The organism is Mycobacterium alsense, from assembly GCF_002086635.1.
GTDB classification, from domain to species: Bacteria; Actinomycetota; Actinomycetes; order Mycobacteriales; family Mycobacteriaceae; genus Mycobacterium; species Mycobacterium alsense.
The window spans coordinates 16161-29986 of record NZ_MVHD01000042.1; the positions used below are offsets into that span (position 1 = coordinate 16161).

Annotated in this window: 14 protein-coding genes; 7 read left to right on the forward strand and 7 right to left on the reverse strand. The window is 67.4% G+C overall.

The features are described 5' to 3' along the window. Window positions 1–19 precede the first annotated feature (19 nt). From BST11_RS19890 to BST11_RS19900, 3 genes are all read right to left on the reverse strand, one after another. Window positions 20–1132, reverse strand: a complete 1113-nt coding sequence (locus tag BST11_RS19890; protein ID WP_083139640.1) for an NAD-dependent epimerase/dehydratase family protein — start codon at window positions 1130–1132, stop codon at window positions 20–22. A 7-nt stretch (window positions 1133–1139) separates the two neighbouring features. Further along, window positions 1140–1658: a nuclear transport factor 2 family protein gene (locus BST11_RS19895; RefSeq protein WP_083139642.1), complete on the reverse strand. Its 519-nt coding sequence runs from the start codon at window positions 1656–1658 to the stop codon at window positions 1140–1142. 65 nt (window positions 1659–1723) lie between these two features. Then, window positions 1724–2527, reverse strand: coding sequence for an acyl-CoA thioesterase (locus BST11_RS19900; RefSeq protein WP_083139644.1), 804 nt, complete (start codon window positions 2525–2527; stop codon window positions 1724–1726). Between the two features lie 354 nt (window positions 2528–2881). On the opposite strand from BST11_RS19900, the gene BST11_RS19905 reads away from it, so the two are divergent. The 3 genes from BST11_RS19905 to BST11_RS19915 all read left to right on the forward strand — a co-directional run bounded on the left by BST11_RS19905 (window position 2882) and on the right by BST11_RS19915 (window position 5865). Further along, complete coding sequence (locus BST11_RS19905; RefSeq protein ID WP_083139645.1) at window positions 2882–4138, forward strand: acyl-CoA dehydrogenase family protein; 1257 nt, start codon at window positions 2882–2884, stop codon at window positions 4136–4138. Continuing rightward, window positions 4135–5013 (forward strand): hypothetical protein, encoded by an 879-nt coding sequence (locus BST11_RS19910; protein WP_083139646.1) that lies wholly within the window; start codon window positions 4135–4137, stop codon window positions 5011–5013. The genes BST11_RS19905 and BST11_RS19910 overlap by 4 nt, the downstream gene beginning before the upstream one ends. 69 nt (window positions 5014–5082) lie before the next feature. Further along, the gene (locus BST11_RS19915) at window positions 5083–5865 is read left to right on the forward strand and encodes an SDR family oxidoreductase (RefSeq protein WP_083139648.1); all 783 of its coding nucleotides are present in this window, start codon (window positions 5083–5085) and stop codon (window positions 5863–5865) included. A 72-nt stretch (window positions 5866–5937) separates the two neighbouring features. Here BST11_RS19915 and BST11_RS19920 read toward each other — a convergent pair whose 3' ends face one another. The 4 genes from BST11_RS19920 to BST11_RS19935 all read right to left on the reverse strand — a co-directional run bounded on the left by BST11_RS19920 (window position 5938) and on the right by BST11_RS19935 (window position 11108). Continuing rightward, window positions 5938–8847, reverse strand: coding sequence for an MMPL/RND family transporter (locus tag BST11_RS19920; RefSeq protein ID WP_083139649.1), 2910 nt, complete (start codon window positions 8845–8847; stop codon window positions 5938–5940). Then, on the reverse strand, window positions 8844–9278 hold the full coding sequence (locus BST11_RS19925) for an MmpS family transport accessory protein (RefSeq protein WP_211284739.1): 435 nt from the start codon (window positions 9276–9278) through the stop codon (window positions 8844–8846). Before BST11_RS19925 ends, BST11_RS19920 begins: the two co-directional genes overlap by 4 nt. 217 nt (window positions 9279–9495) lie before the next feature. Then, window positions 9496–10122, reverse strand: a complete 627-nt coding sequence (locus tag BST11_RS19930; RefSeq protein ID WP_083139651.1) for a TetR family transcriptional regulator — start codon at window positions 10120–10122, stop codon at window positions 9496–9498. 59 nt (window positions 10123–10181) lie between these two features. Then, window positions 10182–11108 carry an alpha/beta hydrolase gene (locus BST11_RS19935; RefSeq protein ID WP_083139653.1) on the reverse strand — a complete coding sequence of 309 codons (927 nt, stop codon included), beginning with the start codon at window positions 11106–11108 and terminating at the stop codon, window positions 10182–10184. 130 nt (window positions 11109–11238) lie between these two features. Here BST11_RS19935 and BST11_RS19940 point away from each other — a divergent pair, with 130 nt between their 5' ends. From BST11_RS19940 to BST11_RS19955, 4 genes are all read left to right on the forward strand, one after another. Continuing rightward, entirely contained in the window at window positions 11239–11952 is a 714-nt protein-coding gene (locus BST11_RS19940; protein WP_083139654.1) for a 2OG-Fe(II) oxygenase, read from the forward strand. Window positions 11953–12000: 48 nt separating this feature from the next. After that, window positions 12001–12684 (forward strand): nitroreductase family protein, encoded by a 684-nt coding sequence (locus BST11_RS19945; protein ID WP_083139688.1) that lies wholly within the window; start codon window positions 12001–12003, stop codon window positions 12682–12684. 38 nt (window positions 12685–12722) lie between these two features. After that, entirely contained in the window at window positions 12723–13301 is a 579-nt protein-coding gene (locus BST11_RS19950; RefSeq protein ID WP_244897721.1) for a carboxymuconolactone decarboxylase family protein, read from the forward strand. Window positions 13302–13484: 183 nt separating this feature from the next. After that, complete coding sequence (locus BST11_RS19955; protein ID WP_083139656.1) at window positions 13485–13712, forward strand: DUF6400 family protein; 228 nt, start codon at window positions 13485–13487, stop codon at window positions 13710–13712. The last annotated feature ends 114 nt before the right edge of the window (window positions 13713–13826 follow it).

The following is a 13826-nucleotide window of genomic DNA, read 5'->3' on the forward strand; positions in this document are numbered from 1 at the left end:
CAGGCCAAGCTAGTCCAAGCTAATCCGGGGCGGCCAAGGCGCCCGGGCCGTATTTCTTCTCGATCAGGGTCCACGGATCGGCATACGGCCCGCGTCGCTCGGCCGCGCGCTGCAGCCTGAGCGCGCCGCGCATCAGCGGGCGCAACACCGGGCCGAGCACGCGCAGGGCGATGCGCAGGTGCCCCTGGGAGGCGGCGACCCACGCCACCGTCTCGGGCCAGTCGTGCTCCTGATAGCCAAGCAGCGCTTGGGATTCGGTGGTGTCGAACCAGCCCGTGAAACTCCAGCCCCGATCGTCGCCGGGATCGCCGGGCAGGCTCACCGAGGGGCCCAGGCGGCCCAGGCCCAGGCCGGCCATCACGTCGTCCTCGAGGTCGCGCTGCAGCTTGACGTACGACTCGTTGCCGCCGATGAGCAGCACCTTGCCGGAGATGTCGGCCCCGCGGTCGACCCCGTTGGCGAACGCCAGCGCCACGTCGCGCGCGTCCACCGCGTGGATGCGGTTGTCGCGCGGCATCGATCGCACCAGCACCAGGTAGTCGCCACTGAAATTCGTCTGCCCATCCGGCGAGATCACCCCGCCCAACCGCAACACCGCGTGCGGCAGACCGCTGGCCCGGACCGCCGCCTCGGCCAGCACCTTGTCCTCGCCGTACTGGTCGATGGGCCGCACCGGCGTGTCGGGGGTGATGCGCTCGGGGTGCCGGTAGGGGTTGAGCGAGCCGTAGACCGCGGCGCTGGATGCCATCAGGAACAGCGGGGGAGTGTCCAGCGTCGCCGCCGCGGCGACAAGGTTTTCCGTGCCTCCCACATTCACCCGCCGCGCCAGCCCCGGATTGCGGTACGACGGCGGCGAAACGATGGCAGCCAAGTGAATAATCGCCTCGGGCCGATGGGCGCTGACCAGATCGCGCACCGCCGCGGCATCCAACAGATCGATGTACGCGGTCACCAGTTTGCCTGCGCTCTCGGACAATTCGGCGGCGGCGGCCAGGGTCTTGTCGGTCCGCAGGTCGGTGGCGACGACGGTGCGGCCCCGGTCGAGCAGGATCTGTGCGCATCGCCTGCCGACCTGACCGAATGCGCCGGTGACGAGGACGGTGCCCGGGGCGCCTACCGTGTCTCCGGCCATCGGCGCATCACTTTTCGAGCATCCGGTTGGCGAGCTTGCCGGCCACCCGCCGGATGCGCGGGGAAATGTAGACCGAGAACACCGGGGTGACGATGTCCTCGCGCAGCCGAGTCAGCTTGGAGCTCTTGATAAGCCACTGCCCACCGACGTTCTGGTACGTCTCGTGGTAGTGGCCGTAGCCGACCAGGGTGACACCGGGCCCGAAGCGGACGACGTCCTGCAGCGCCCACACCCCGCGCGCCGTCGTCGCCGATGTCAGCTCGATTTCGGGCGCGTGCACCTGGTGCGCCGTGGCCTGAGAGCGCCGTCCGATGCCCTTGCGGGTGAACGCGACGAAGTCGTCGGCGCCGACGATCAGCTTGCCGCCGGCCCCGGACGTGTCGCTGACGAAGTCGTCGGTGAAGATGGATCGCCACGCCGCCCAGTCCTTGCCGTCGAGGTAGCGGCAGTAGCGGGACTTGAGCTGCTTGATGGCCTCGATCGCCAGCAGCGTGGTGGTGTCGTCGTGCGCGGTCTGCTCCGTCATCGCGCCTCGGCTGCCCGGTTAGGCCCAGCGTGACATTTCACGCCGAAACTGTAACCCCTGACCCGTCACCCCTTGAAGTAGACCACCTGATGTGAGGTGGCCAGCAGGGCGCCGTCGCGGCTCCACAGCTGCGCGCTCTGGTCGAAGTAGCCGCCGAAGAAGCGGTTGGCGTGGGCGGTGGCCAGGACGTAGTCGGGTCCCACGGCCTCGAGCTGCCGCCGATCGGCGAGAAAATAGGTCGTCAGCGTGATCGTCCCGGCGGGCAGCATGCCGCCGCGGCGCAGAAACACCCGCGGGTAGAAGACGTCACACAGCGCGGCCAGCGCCGGATAGTCGACGGGGCGTTGCTGCCTGTCGCGCACCCACAACGTCGTCGTCGACGACGGGCTGGGCTGCCCCGTGGGAATCGGGCCGTCGACGAACCGCATGTCGTAGAGCCGCGCCCAGGTGACGATGTCGCCCAAAGCTCCGGGCGTGATCGGTTCGGGCGGTGGCGCTTTGGGTGGGCGGGCCTCGGTGTCGGCCCAGCTGTCACGGACGGTGGCGAACACCGCCGTCGCCGTGGCCTTGATCTGTCCGTCCTGGGTGAGCTCGACGTTCCAGTGCTGGTTGGTGCGGTTGGTGCGCACGACCCGAAGGGAGAGGTCGAAGACGCCGTCGGCGACGGGGGCGGCGTAGTTGATCGTCAGCGTCAACGGCTCACCGATGCGGTCGGGGTGCGTTTCGACGGCGCGCACGACGGCGGCCGCGGTGATGCCGCCGAACGGGCCCACCATGTTTTCCCACTCCGGATGGGTGCGCCCGCGCCTGACGTCCGTGTCGATCTGGTCGAGGCGGACGGCGTCGTCGAAGGGGTGGGTGCCGGTCATGCGAATCGACGGCAGACTACTTGGCCGAAACGGCTATGGTCGCGAGGACCCCCGAGTAGGGAGGCGCGCATCGCATGAGCATCCCGGGTCGCCAGCGCGCGATGGTGATGAGCGGGCCCGGCACGCCCCTCGAGGCGGCGGAGCGGGGGGTGGAGCGGCCCGCCACGTCTTCGACTGGGAAAGATGGACGACGCCCTGGCGGTGATGCGGGCCGGTGAGCACGTCGGCAAGATCGCGTCACCATCCCCTGACGGGCCTGTATAGTCACGAAAACGGTGCTGTACAGTCGCTCAGCACAAGCTCAACTCTCGAACGGCACGGGAGGCCATCGGCGATGACGCGCAGGCGAATCCGGTGAGCGGCGAACCGGCCGAGACCGTAGCGCAGTTCCGCGACCGGGCCAGGGCCTGGCTGGCCGAGAACCTGCCGCGGCTGGATTCCGAGGACGCGATGGTCCTCGAGCGCGACGCTCTGACGTCCTGGCAGCGCGCCCGCGAATTGCAACGCAGGTTGTACGACGGGGGATTCGCCGGGATCTGCTTCCCCCGCGAATACGGCGGCCTCGGGTTGGGCTACGAATACAAGAAGGCGTTCGACGCCGAGGCCGTGGCCTACGAGACACCGCTGCTCCTCAACGTTCCCTCCTTCGCGATCTGCTGCGCGACGATCCTCGACATGGGCAGCGAGGAACAGAAGCGCACCCACATCCCGGCGGCGCTGCGCGGCGACGAAGTCTTGGTGCAGTTGCTGTCGGAACCCAGCGGTGGCTCGGACCTCGCGGGCGTCATCACCCGCGCCGACCGCCGGGACGGGCGGTGGATCCTCAACGGCGCCAAGACATGGAGCACCTGGGCGTTCGCCGCCGACTACGGGCTGTGCCTGGCCCGCACCGACTGGGACGTACCCAAACACCAGGGCCTGACGATGTTCCTGGTGCCCCTTGCGCACCCCGGGGTGACGATCAGCCGCATCCAGCAGGTCAACGGCTCGGTCGAGTTCTGCGAGGAGTTTTTCGACGACGTCGACCTGGACGACGACGCCGTCGTCGGGGAACCGGGCAAGGGGTGGGAGGTCGCGTCGCGCCAGCTCTACCACGAGCGCCGCACGATGGGGGACGGCTCGGAATACACCAGCGGGCCCGGAATCGCTGAGGCCGAGGACATTTCGGTCGACCTGATCGGGGTGGTCGAGCGCACCGGGCAGGACGGCAGCGAACGCGTCAGGGAGATGGTCGGCCGGGCGCTGGTCCACCGTGCGGTGCACGGACAGCTCAGCGAACACGTCTACCACTCCGTCGTCGCCGGAACCCTGCCGCCCGCCGCGGGATCGATCATCAGGCTCGACATGGCCGAGGTGCACAACGTCGAGAACGACACCGCCCACGCCATCGCCGGCGCGGCGGCCGTCGTCGAGGACGACGCGGGGCAGCTCACCATCGGCACTCGTTACCTGGGCCGCCAAATCGCCAGCATCGGCGGCGGCACCACCGAGATGGCGCGCAACGTGATCGGCGAGCGGGTGCTCAACTTTCCGCGCGAGTACGCCGCGGACCGCGGTGTGCCGTTCAGGCAGGTGCGCCGGGGCAAAGCCGTTGAGGAGGGCCAGAAGTGAGCGACCAACTTCGCGACATCCGAGAGCTGGCCAACGACGCCGAGGCCTACCGCGAGGAGCTGTTCCGGCGCTGGACGGGTCTTTTGAGCTACCGCTACATCGGCCGCAACCACTCGTCGATGAACATCGGCGAGACCGACGACACGGTCACCATCCGCCGCGACATGCGCAACGAGGCGGGCGGGCTGCTGGTGGCGCCGCTGGCCATCTCGTCGCCGGAGGGATGTCAGACGGACATGGTCGCGGTCCCCAACCCGGTCATCGCGTCGGTCCAGATCGTCGACCCCGGCTACGACGTCAAGACAATCGAGATCGTCGGCTCCGGCATCGTCCACCAGGGCCGGACCATGGGCTACGGGCGGTGCATGATCGTCGACGCCGACAACCCCGATCGGGTCATCGCCTTCAACGAGGGCCAGGGTGCGGTCATCGGCGTGCCGCCGGAAGGCCTTGGCAAGATGGATGTTTCGGGCACCGAGCTGGTGATCGAGGACTCGCCCGACCTGCCGCCGCTGTGGCAAGCGTTCGGTGCCAGCAAGCGCGGCGACGGCCACTGGGTGCTGCCCGAACTCAGCACCGAACTCGCGTCACCGGATGCCGCGCTGCACATCGGGCCCCAGCACGTCGTGCTGGAAACCGCGGCGACCGACCTGGCCACCGAGGCCGCCGGCACACCGAAGGTGCAGGTCGTCAGCTGGCACGTCATGTTCATGTCACGCGGCAAGGTGGGCCCCTTCCGCGTGGAGGGCACCGCGCACGTCGCCGGTTCGAGAGGCGGGCCCGGACGCGTCGGCGTGCGCATGCTCCTGCACGACGAAGGCAACGGGGACAAGGCCGTCACGTCCGCCGCGGCCATCTTCGACGTCGTCGGCTGACCACCCTGGTCATACGCCTGCCGGCATCTGTATGGTGCAGAAAACCCCTTGCGTGACAGGAGAAGCACAGTGGCAGAACGGTTGGCGGGAAAGGTGGCACTCGTCAGCGGCGGCGCGCGGGGGATGGGCGCCTCGCACGTGCGGACGCTGGTGGCCGAGGGGGCCAGGGTGGTGTTCGGGGACATCCTCGACGAGGAGGGCAAGGCGGTCGCGGCCGAACTCGGTGACGCGGTTCGCTACGTGCACCTCGACGTCACCAAGCCCGAGCAATGGGAAGCCGCGGTGGACACCGCGCTGCGCGAGTTCGGCGGGGTCGACGTGCTGGTGAACAACGCCGGCATCCTCAACATCGGCACCATCGAGGACTACGAACTGTCCGAGTGGCACAAGATCCTCGACATCAACCTGACCGGGGTGTTCCTCGGCATCCGCGCGGTGGTGAAGCCCATGAAGGAGGCCGGGCGCGGCTCGATCATCAACATCTCCTCCATCGAGGGGATGGCGGGGACCATCGCCTGCCACGGTTACACCGCAACCAAATTCGCCGTCCGGGGGTTGACGAAGTCGGTGGCGCTGGAGCTGGGGCCGAGCGGGATCCGGGTCAACTCGATCCATCCGGGGCTCATCAAGACGCCGATGACCCAATGGGTGCCCGACGACATCTTCCAGACCGCGCTGGGGCGCGCCGCCGACCCCCGCGAGGTGTCCAACCTCGTCGTGTATCTGGCCAGCGACGAGTCGAGCTATTCGACCGGTTCGGAGTTCGTCGTGGACGGCGGCACCACCGCCGGCCTGGGCCACAAGGACTTCTCGGCGGTCGACGCCAGCCAGCAGCCGGAGTGGGTCACCTAGCCGCCGCGAGACTGTAACTGCCGGCGCATTTCCCGAGAAGTAACGTCGGCAGTTACAGCCTCGCGGAATGAGTTATGTCGCTGCGGCTACCGCTTCGCGCTCTTTTTCCGGCGTCGGCCAGGGCGACGGCTTCGGGCGTTGCCGGACCCGTTGCGGCCACCAGAACCACTTGCCCAGCAGCGCCGCGATCGACGGCGTCATCAGCGACCGCACGATCAGGGTGTCGAATAGCAGCCCCAGGCCGATGGTCGTGCCGACCTGCCCGATGACCGTGAGCTCACTGACCACCATCGCGATCATGGTGAAGGCGAACACCAGACCCGCCGAGGTCACCACCGAGCCGGTGCCGCCCATCGACCGGACGATCCCGGTGTTCAGGCCGGCGTGGATCTCTTCCTTGAACCGCGCGACGAGCAGCAGGTTGTAGTCGGCGCCGACGGCGAGCAGGATGATGACCGACATCGCCAGCACCATCCAGTGCAACTCGATGCCGATCAGGTGCTGCCAGATCAGCACCGAAAGCCCGAACGACGCCCCCAGCGACAGCAGGACGGTGCCCACGATGACGGCCGACGCCACCACCCCGCGCGTGATGAGCAGCATGATGATGAAGATCAGGCACAGCGAGGCGATTCCGGCGATCAACAGGTCGTAGGTATTGCCGTCGCTGAGGTCCTTGTAGATCGACGCGGTGCCGGCAAGATAGATCTTGGAGCCCTCCAGTGGCGTGCCCTTGAGGGCTTCGTAGGCGGCCTTCTTGATGGCGCCGATGTGCGAAATGCCTTCCTGCGACATCGGATCGCCGTCATGGCTGATGATGAAGCGCACGGCGTGGCCGTCGGGGGAGATGAAGTTCTTCATCCCCTTCTTGAACTCGGCGTTGTTGAAGGTCTCCGGCGGAAGATAGAACGAGTCGTCGTTCTTGGACGCGTCGAACGCCTTGCCCATGGCGTTCGAGTTCTTCTGCGCCTCGTTCTGCTGGTCCTGCAACCCCTTCTGGGTCGAGTACATGGTCAGCATCGTCGTCTTCATGGCCTTCATGTTTTGGATCATGGAGGGCATCAGCGCGACCATCTGGGGCATCAGCGTGTCGAGATGATCCATGATCGGAAGCAGGCTCTGGATGTCGTCGGTCATCGTGTCGATGCCGTCGAGCGCGTCGAAGACGGAGCGCAGCGAAAAGCAGACCGGGATGTCGTAGCAGTGCTTTTCCCAGTAGAAGTAGCTGCGGATCGGACGGAAGAAGTCCTCGAAATCCGCCATGTGGTCCCGCAACTCGGCGACGTCGATGGTCATGTCGTGCATCTTTTTGACCATGACATGCATGTCATCGGCCATCTGCGTGGTGATGCCCTGCATCTTTTCCATGCTGTCGATGGTGGTCTGCATCATGTCGGCCTGTTTGAGCATGTCGGCCATCTGGTCTTCTTGGTACTTCTGGTTCATCTGCTGGGTGACGCCCTGCATGCTGATCTGGAACGGGATCGAGGTGTGCTCGATCGGCGTGCCCTGCGGGCGCGTGATCGCCTGCACGCGGCCGATTCCCGGCACCCGGAAGACCGTCTTGGCGATCTTGTCGATGACCAGAAAGTCCGCCGAGTTGCGCAGGTCGTGGTCGCTTTCGATCATCAGCACTTCGGGATTCATCCGCGCCTGCGAGAAGTGGCGATCCGCGGCGGCGTAGCCCTCGTTGGCCGGCAGGTCGACCGGCAGGTACTTGCGGTCGTTGTAGTTGGTGCGATAGCCGGGCAGGGTCAGCAGGCCGACGAGCGCCACCCCGATCGTCACGACCAGGATCGGGCCCGGCCACCGGACCACGAGGGCGCCGACCTTGCGCCAGCCGCGAATCCGTTGGGCCCGCTTGGGTTCGAGGGTCTTACCGAAGCGCGATGCCACCGAGATGACCGCGGGCCCCAGCGTCAGGGCCGCCGCCACGACGACCACCATGCCGATGGCCAACGGGATGCCCAGTGTCTGGAAATACGGCAGGTTGGTGAAGTGCAGGCAGAACGTCGCGCCGGCGATGGTCAGACCGGACCCGAGCACCACGTGCGCGGTGCCCTTGTACATCGTGTAATACGCGTCTTCCCGGGACTGGCCAACGGAACGGGCTTCCTGATATCGGCCGATCAAGAAGATCGCGTAGTCGGTGGCGGCCGCGATCGCCAACGTGACCAACAGGCTCGTGGCGAATGTCGAGAGCCCGATGACCTTGAAATATCCCAGGAATGCGACCAACCCGCGGGCGGCCGACAGCTCGAGCACCACCATCACCAGCGTCAGCAACACCGTGACGACCGACCGGTAGACCAACAGCAGCATCGTGATGATCACCGTGAAGGTGGCCGCCGTGATGAGCTGCATGCTGCGGTCGCCGGCCATGTGCTGATCCGCCGACAGCGCCGCGGGCCCGGTGACATACGCCTTCACCCCGTGCGGCGGCGGCACGCTCTTGACGATGCTCTGCACCGACTCGACCGATTCGTTGGCGAGGGCCTCGCCCTGGTTGCCCGCGAGGTAGACCTGGACGTAGGCGGCCTTGCCGTCGTTGCTCTGGGCGCCCGCGCCGGTCAGCGGATCGCTCCACATGTCCTGAACGTGCTCAACGTGTTTGGTGTCGGCGTTGAGCTTTCTCACCATCCCGTCGTAGTAGGCGTGGGCGTCGGCGCCGAGGGGATTCTGGCCCTCGAGGACGATCATCACCGAGCTGTTGGACTTGTACTCGTGGAACACCGCGCCCATGCGCTTGGTCGCCACGACCGATTGCGCATCGTCGGGCGCCATCGACACCGAGCGCATCCGGCCCACCTCGTCCAGTTGGGGGACGACGACGTTGAGCACGGCAATCAGCGCGATCCAGCCGATGATGATCGGTACGGCAAAGGTGCGGATGATCCGCGGAATCCTCTCCCGCACCGGCAGTTCGGCCGTGGGGATGGCATCGGTGCGGGCGTCGGCGTCGCGTTCGGAGCGTGTGCTCATGCTGATTTCACCAAACAGAAGGTCAGGGCGTGCACGCCGTGGGTTATGTTCTCGTCCTTGACTTCGTCATCGATGGTGATGCGGCAACCGAGGCGGTCGCCGTCGCTTTGCGCCGAGATGTTGGGGAAGACCGACGGGGCGGTGGTGCTGAGGACGAGGGTCCAGGGCAGCGGTGCGTTGTCGACCCGCTTGGGGTCGGCGGACAGGTCGAGATAGTTCACGTTGGCGTGAGTCGCCGAGCCGAAGATCTCGTACTTGACGACCTTGGGCTTGAACGGCTTGGAGTCATCCAGCCGCGGGCTCGTCATGATCCCGGTGTCGTGGGCGCCGAAGAACGACTTGACCCGCGCCACGGTGAACCCGCCGACCGCCACGACCGCCACGATCAGCAGCGGCAACCACGCGTTGCGCACCGCTTTCGATAGCTGCACTGCGCGAGTCCTTTCCTCGTCACTCAGCGGCGGCCCTGGGCATGGTCGTATGCGGCGGCCGCAATTGCTTTGCGGCACAGTGGACTTCGCGGATCTTCACGTTTGCGCGTTCGATCGTCGGTGCTGGGATGCCTGCCCCGCCATCCCGTACCCCCGCTTAGCCTATCAAAGTATAATACATAGCCTGCATAATTTGCAGACAGTGCAAAAAAGTGATCTAGCTAACTGCCGCGCCTTCACTGGTGAAGATGCTGTTGACCAGCGCGGCGGCGCGCTCGACATACGGCATCGGCGTGTCGTCGGCGCACCGGGGTTCGTCGCTGGCCCAGTGCTCGAGGCCCGAACGCACGGCCGTCAGCGCCAGGGCTGCGATCAGCGCGGGGATGTCGTCGTCCGGCCGCATTGCCTGGCGGCGCGCGACGATGTCGGTGAGCTGGGTCTGAAACCGCTCCAGCTCGGCGAGAAACGCGGCCAGCACGGCGGGGCTGGTTTTGGCGAGCACCATCATGCCGGCGGCCTGTTCGCGCCGCGGGGGCAGGTCGCGGAGGTGGTGGGCCGCCAGCGTGATCAGCTCGGCCAGCACCACGCGGTAGGGGGCAGGGCCGGCGGCGACGAATTCCTCGGCCAGCTCGGGGGGCAGGTCGGACGGGCCGTAGGCGATCGCGGATTCCTTGGTGGGGAAGTAGTTGAAGAATGTGCGCGTCGAAATCCCCGCGTCGACGCAGATCTCCTCGATGGTGACCTTGTCGAAACCGCGGTCACTGGCCAGGCGCACCGCGGCGTCGCGGATGTCCGCGCTGGTCTGGCGGCGACGCCGCTCGCGAAGACCCATCTCGTTGCCCATGGCACCAATAGTTGCACAAACCGCAAACTTTGCAGTCACCTTCCGCCCGCGTCGGGTGGTCACGGACACCGGGGCGCGAGGGCATCACGCAGGTGATCGCACTGGCTGGCGAAGAACCTCACCGACACCGCGGCCTTGTCGGCGATCTGATCGAACGCGTGAAAGGCACCCGGGGCGATCTCTTCGTGCACGGGAACGCCGGCCTCGCGCAGCCGGCGCGCGTAGTCCAGGCATTCCTGATAGAACAGGTCCAGCGTCCCGACCCCGATCCACGTCGGCGGCAGGCCGGCCAGGTTTTCCCGGCGCGCCGGTGCCGCCTCACTGGGATCCGCGCCGTTCAGATACCAGCGCCACGCCTGCCGATTGTCGCTGGCGGTCCACACGATCCGCTTGTCGCCGCCGGCGGCGCCGGTGCGGTCGTCGAGCATCGGATACACCAGCATCTGATAGGCGAGTTTGATTTCCCCCCGGTCGAGCGCCCGCTGGGCCACCGCCGCCGCGAAATGCCCACCGGCACTGGCGCCCCCGACCGCGACCCGATCCGGGTCGACCCACGGTTGCCGAACCAGCCACCGCAGCGCCGCGTAGCAGTCTTCCACCGGGATCGGATACGGGTGCTCGGGCGCGAGCCGGTGTTCCACCGCGGCCACCGCGATACCCGTGATGTGCGACAGCTTTTTCAGAAACCTGTCGTCCTGCGCGGCGTGACCCATGATCGTGCCGCCACCGTGGATCCACAACATCCACGGCGCCCGCGCCGGGAGGCCGGCCGGGCGATGCAGGCGGACCGTGACGTGTTCGTTGACCGACGCGATCGGGACGTGGCGCAAGCGGCCCGCGTTGCCCATGAGGTTCATCAGTGCCCGCTGCACCCGGTAGCCGCGGTGCAGGGCGTATCCGCGGGGCAGGAAACGGGCCGCCCTGCGCAGACCGGGATCCAACGCGCGCCGTGCCGTGAAGGCGTTCTCGGCGTATGCATTTGCCATCGCGTGTTCTCCCGTGCCCGGCCCTCGCTGACCATACCCCACCCCTCCCGCGAGAGTGCGGTTACCGGCGTCCCAGTCGAGAAATGCGTCGCCAGTTGCACTTTCGCGGCCACGCGGGCAGATTGTTGTGATGCCGTCGAAATGGGATCGGCTAGTGGGCGCCGCGGACTGGGACGCGGTCACGGCCGCCGTGAACGACGTGGGCGGCGCGCTGCTCCCGCAGCTGCTCACTCCCGCCGAGTGCGCGGCGCTGTTCGATCTCTACGGCGACGACGGCAGGTTTCGCGCCATCGTCGACATGGGCCGCCACCGCTACGGGCAAGGCGAATACCGCTATTTCGATCGGCCCTATCCGCGGTCGATCGAGCGGCTCAAACAGGCGCTCTACCCGCGGCTGTTGCCGATCGCCCGCGACTGGTGGACGAAGCTCCGCCGCGAGCCGCCATGGCCCGACACCCTCGACGAGTGGCTGGACGCGTGCCATCGCGCCGGGCAGACCAAACCCACCGCGTTGCTGCTCAAATACGGGCCCGGCGACTGGAACGCCCTGCACCGAGACCTGTACGGGGACCTCGTCTTTCCGCTGCAGGTCGTCATCAACCTGCACGAGCCGGGCGTGTCACACACCGGCGGCGAATTCCTGCTCGTCGAGCAGCGGCCGCGGGCACAATCGCGCGGCACCGCCACCACGCTGCCGCAGGGACACGGCTACATCTTCACCACCAGGGAGCGGCCGGTGCGCTCGACGCGGGGATGGTCGGCCGCGCCCGTTCGCCACGGGGTCTCGGTGGTCCGCTCCGGCGAACGCTGCACGCTCGGCTTGATCTTTCACGACGCTGCTTGAAGCGACTTGATCGCCGCTGTGAGCGGCGCTTACGGCACGATGGTGCGCATGGAGGTCTACGACGTCATGCGGTCCACGCCCGCGGTGCGCGAGTTCACCGACGACCCGCTTCCCGACGACGTGCTCGGTCGGATCCTCGACGGCGCCCGCTTCGCGCCGACCGGCGGCAACCGGCAGGGCGTGCGCGTCATCGTGCTGCGCGACCAGCGGACCCGGGCGGCGCTGGCCGACCTCGCGCTGCCCGCCGCCCGCCGCTACACCGCGCAGCTCGCCCATGGTGAGTCGCCGTGGAATCCGTTGCGGCCCACCGCAGTCGACGTGTCGACGATCGAGGCGACGCAGCCGCCCGCGCAGATGTGGGCCCCGCTCCGCGAGGCGCCGGTGGTCCTGGTGATGTGCCTGGACCTCGGCGTCGTCGCGGCCACCGATCAAGACCTCGACCGGATCGGCGTGGTGTCCGGGGCGTCGGTGTACCCGTTCGTGTGGAACGTGTTGCTGGCGGCGCGCAACGAGGGATACGGCGGGGTGCTGACCACGATGGCCGTGGCCGAGGAGCCACGCGTCAAAGGATTGCTCGGCGTGCCCGATCCGTATGCGATCGCCGCCGTGGTGCCGCTGGGCAGGCCGGTGCACCGGGTGACCAAGCTGCGGCGACGGCCGGTCCCCGAGTTCGCCACGCGCGAGCGCTTCGACGGGCCACCCTTCGACGCCGCGGTCGACGCAGAGGAGTAGCGTGCGGCCAGGGCTGTTCCGTGACGGGAGACGATGCAGTGACACGAATCGCGCCTTCGACCGCCTTTGCCGCGGTGCCCACCCAGGACCTCGGTCAAGGGGACCGGATCAACCTCGGCGTCGCCGCCATCATGGGGCGCCTGCCCGCGGTGGCCGAGGCGCTGGGCTCGTTGACCGCGGCGCTGCGCGACAACGGAACGCTGCCGCCCCGGCTGCTCGAACTGGTGCGGCTGCGCATCGCGTTCTTCAACCAATGCAAAAGCTGCATCGCGGTGCGCTATCAAAGCGCCATCGACGACGGCCTCGACGAGGACGCCGTCTGCTCGCTGGAACGGCCCGCCGATGCCGAAAACCTCTCGGCCGCTGAGCGATCCGCCCTACGCTTCGCGGAGCTCTTTGCCACCGACCACCTGGCCATCGATGATGCGGTCTACGCCGAGCTGCGCGAGCAATTCAGCGAGGACCAGCTCGTGGAGCTCGGTGTGCACTGCGCGGTGGCGCTGGGCGTCGGTCGGCTTTCGGCGACCTGGGATGTCACGGACGATCTCCCCGATGCGCCGGCCTCGTCCGGACGCCCGGCCCCGTGGAACTCCGCGTCGGTGGTTGCGTCGGGCTAGCGGGATACTCTTGCGCCCCAGGGCAATTCGCCACGGTGACATATTTTCCGTGGCGCACGCCTGGGGAGAGTGCGCGAGATTGTGACGAACTTCAACCGTCGACTGTGACGCGCGTCATACGCTGACCGGTCGCGATTGGGTCATCCTGGTCGTTCGTTCGCTTATCTAACGGCTGGGAGCGCGATGGCCAACTTCGACTTCGCCTACGACCTGACCCTCGACGAGGCGCGCAGACGCAGCGCTGTGGTCGAGGCGATCGGTGACGATTGGGATCCGATTGCGGTGCTCGGCGAGGAACAGCAGGCCTACGAGATGCTGTACTCCGATCTGGATCAGGAGCAGCAGCGGGTGTACGACGAGTTGGTCCGCGCCGGCGTCCTGCCCGAACGGACTGCTCGTGTTACCGATTGATCCGACGGCCGACCGCGGCCGCCGCGCGTGGCTGCCGTGCCCGCGCTGCGACCACCGCGCCCGCTGTGGTGATTGCCGGAGCAGCCGAAACTGCGATACGCACTGGCAGTATCT